Here is a 3,526-nt window from a genome sequence, read left to right as displayed (position 1 = left end):
TGCTCACGCGCAGGTCACGAGGCCAGTCGGGCACTACGGGCGAGGGGCAGTTCGGGGAGGGGTCGAGTTCGCACAATCTACAACTCGGCATCGTTTACTTGACATAATGTAGATTATCGGCAAATTGACGACCTGGGGATATCAGCCCATGGTTCGTTTCCCGCATCCTTGTCGGACGTCACCTTCGTAGGTCGATCCGTAGGTGTATTTGCACACTGCTCACGTGCTTCCGTCCTGACTTGCCGGCCACCTTGCGTGAGTTGATCATCTCGAGTCGGCTGCCCGCCGGCAAGCTGCCTTGGATTGCTACTGACCTCAGGTGGCCGCTTGGTGGCTGCCCAGTAACCTTGTCGCTCAGGTGGCAAGACCACTCGACAAGCCGTCTGATGCGGATTGATGACGATGAACGAGTCTGGGCCACCTCCAGCCACACCACCTCAATACGTCACTGTGACGTATTGAGTTCGAATCGCTGGAGGCGGCGCAGGTTCATTGTCATCGCCGCGGACTACTATCGCCGCATGCGTTGTATTCGACCGGCCGCTCATTGCCGGTGGCCACGATGAACGGCACCGACAAGGCTGTCCAACGCTGGCTCGCAGTGCCAGACCAATTTGACCGATTCACACGATTCCTGCGCGACAACGGAATTCTGATGCCGACTCGGATAGGCATCGGCGTGTTGGTGTTCCTCCTGGGCGTCACGATTCTTCTCAAGCGTCTGGGCACACACTCGGTACAAGCCATCGGATTTCCGTTGGACGTCGTCGTCGCAGTGCTCGTGATGATCGGCGGTACAGCGTTGCCGTTCACCGCGACCACCCGGGAACGGTCGTATCTTTTCGTCATCGCGGGCGACTTCGCTGTCGCGGTGATCGTGCTGGCGGAGGCCAATCCGGATCAAAGGCTGCTGGGATGCCTCGTCTTCGGACTCGTCGGATCGTACATAGCGTTCTTTCACAATCTTCGAGCTCAGCTGTGGCACTTGCTGTTTTCCGGGGCGGTCATCGTTGTTGCGAGCATCGGCGTATTCACCGATGTACCTTCCGGCCTCTCAGACGTCCTGGGACGCATTGCCTTTGCCATTCCTGTCATCACCGTCATACCGGTGGTCACGCAGATTGCTCTGGCGCTCCTGAGCAACGACGCTCAAAGCTCCGAACTTGATCCGTTGACGGACCTGTTGAATCGACGCGGACTCTCACGGCGGACTTCCGAACTCCTGCAAGCGAAATCCGGCCTCGACCAGTCCTTGCTGGTGGTGGTGATCGACATCGACAATTTCAAGCACTTCAACGACACCTACGGTCACGACGTCGGCGACCGCGTCATACTGCGCACGGCCTATCGACTTCACGACTGGGCAAGATCGGACGCAGCAATCGCTCGCGTCGGCGGTGACGAGTTCGTCGTCGTGCAGATGATGCCGTTGCCGTACGTCGGCGATTTACTGGCACGAATTGCCCCCATCATGAACTCCCCCACAGGCGAACCACTCTCGACGACGAGCATCGGCATAGCCATACACAACGGCGCCTGGCCGGACGTGCAAGCAGCAGAAAGCGGCCTTCGCGACCTCCATCGCCTAGCCGATTCGGCGATGTACGAAAGCAAGCGAATGGGCGGAAACCGCGTCCATTCCATCGTTCTCACCGATCAGCAGCCACAGCAGCCACAACGGTCAGACGGACGCTCAGTCCTCTGAGTCGTCGATCAGATGCATCGCGGCTTCCTCCGCCGATGCTGCGCCGCCGTCGATTCCGACGTCTCCGGCAACGAGTTCGCTTTCCTCGTCCTCGTATCGGCCTTCGTCTTCGGCAACGAGACGCCCGACGCGGCGATTTCCGACTTCGTCACCGTTCGGGAATTCTTCCTCTCGTTCGAATTCGTCGGCATCTGCCAGATCCTTCAGGGGATCTCCCAGCGACGCGTACGGATCTGGTTCTTCTTCGGCAAGTCGCTCGTCGAGGGTCTCCCCCGCCGATTCCTCGCTGCCGGTCAACCCATGAGCGTCCAGTCCGAGTGGGCGCTCGGGTGGTGAGATTCCCTCGTCGAGAATGTCGTCCACGCCTCGATCGATCAGGGTGTCTTCGGGTTGAAGTTGGTCGTCGGGATCGAGACTGTAATCGCCATTGCCGGCCGCGCCGGTGTCATCCGTGTCGCTCATACGATCAACGATGCCACGGGCACACCGAGTTGGCCATGTGCCGCGCCTGCCCGATACATCACTCCGGAGACATTCAGCACGAACGTGGGGCCGGCACTCCGTCGAACCGGTCCTGCAGGTACTCGAATGCGGTGGGCAGACCGAGGACCGCAGTGGTGAGGTGGTCCGGGCTGGGGAACAGTTGAGATTGAACCGTGGCTCCGGCGGCGCAGTATCGCGAAATCGTGTTGACCACGGAATCGATGGGGATCAGAACGTCGTCGGGCGTGTGCCATTCGAATACCGGGGCAGTCGGCACACCCGGATAGAGTTCGACGCTGTTGTCGTCCATCACCTTTCGCACTTCAGGACTGGACAACAGGGAAGTCGACGTCGACACCTGAGAGGCGCTGCGCCCGGCACCGACCCTCAAGATGTCGTTGGTGCACGCGTTGGTGAGTTCGGCCCGCATCGACCGACCGAGGTCGTTGAGCTGGTTGCTCAGCGGAAGAAGGTCAGGATACTCGCGTTCGAGGCCCATTGCTGCGGCGAACGCGAGGCCGAATGCCGGGTGCGGATCCTGTCCGAGGCCGTTGGCCATCTTGGACAGATTCATCGGAACGCCGCCTTCGGCTACGCCGACGAGGTTGACCTCGGGTGCGTAGCTCGGGGCCAGTGCGGCCGCCCACGCGGTGGCCATACCACCGCCGGAGTAACCGGCAATACCGACCGGGCTGGCGCCACTACGCAATTCGGGGACTTTCTGAACGGCGCGGATACCGTCGAGCGTGACCTGTCCGCCCAGGCGCGCGGCGCCGTACGCGCTGTTGGGTCCGAGATGGTCGGGAAGGGCAATGGTCCATCCACGTTGAAGCGCGACGTTGAGGATGGGCGCTTCGCGGATGACGATGTTGGGATCCGACGCGTAAAGCGCGCGAGATGGCGCACATCCCGTTCCGAGTGCGTTGACGATGTGCTGATAGGAGAGCAACGGTCCGTCTTGCGCTTGATTCGGCGGGACCAGGATCGTACTGACCGCGGCAATCGGCTTGTTCTCGGAGTTCGTGGACCGATAACTGACCTGCCAGATCGCGACACCAGGGAAAGTCATCAGGTCAGGGGCCCGGCGCACGGAGATCGGCGTGCCGGCGACCCCCTCGGCCGCTGCTTGCGAATAGAACGGGTCCGGGTCAGGTGCCGGATATGCGGGATCTGCCTGTGCAGTCCCTCCGGAGAGCAGTGCGGCAGTCAGTGCAGCGGCAGTCAGCATCGATCCGGTAAACATGCGTCTGGTTCGCAGTTTCAACGTTTTCCCCTCGTCCGGACCCACCCGGGGTCCATCACCCTGTGTGTTTCACTCATACCCATGTCGAACCTGGT

3 protein-coding genes are annotated in these 3,526 nt (G+C 61.0%); 1 reads left to right on the top strand and 2 read right to left on the bottom strand.

Going from position 1 to position 3,526, the window contains the following annotated elements; genetic code table 11:
• Positions 1-562: 562 nt before the first annotated feature.
• The gene (locus ABWI03_RS29905) at positions 563-1,705 is read left to right on the top strand and encodes a GGDEF domain-containing protein (protein WP_298773713.1); all 1,143 of its coding nucleotides are present in this window, start codon (positions 563-565) and stop codon (positions 1,703-1,705) included.
• On the opposite strand, the gene ABWI03_RS29900 is transcribed toward ABWI03_RS29905, so the two are convergent.
• On the bottom strand, positions 1,694-2,167 hold the full coding sequence (locus ABWI03_RS29900) for a DUF5709 domain-containing protein (RefSeq protein ID WP_298773711.1): 474 nt from the start codon (positions 2,165-2,167) through the stop codon (positions 1,694-1,696). The genes ABWI03_RS29905 and ABWI03_RS29900 overlap by 12 nt on opposite strands.
• 73 nt (positions 2,168-2,240) lie before the next feature.
• Positions 2,241-3,431 carry a lipase family protein gene (locus tag ABWI03_RS29895; protein WP_298773709.1) on the bottom strand — a complete coding sequence of 397 codons (1,191 nt, stop codon included), beginning with the start codon at positions 3,429-3,431 and terminating at the stop codon, positions 2,241-2,243.
• Positions 3,432-3,526 lie beyond the last annotated feature (95 nt).

Source organism: Rhodococcus baikonurensis (genome assembly GCF_040489275.1).
Classification (GTDB): Bacteria; Actinomycetota; Actinomycetes; order Mycobacteriales; family Mycobacteriaceae; genus Rhodococcus_F; species Rhodococcus_F baikonurensis.
This window is presented reverse-complemented; position numbering and strand designations above follow the sequence as displayed.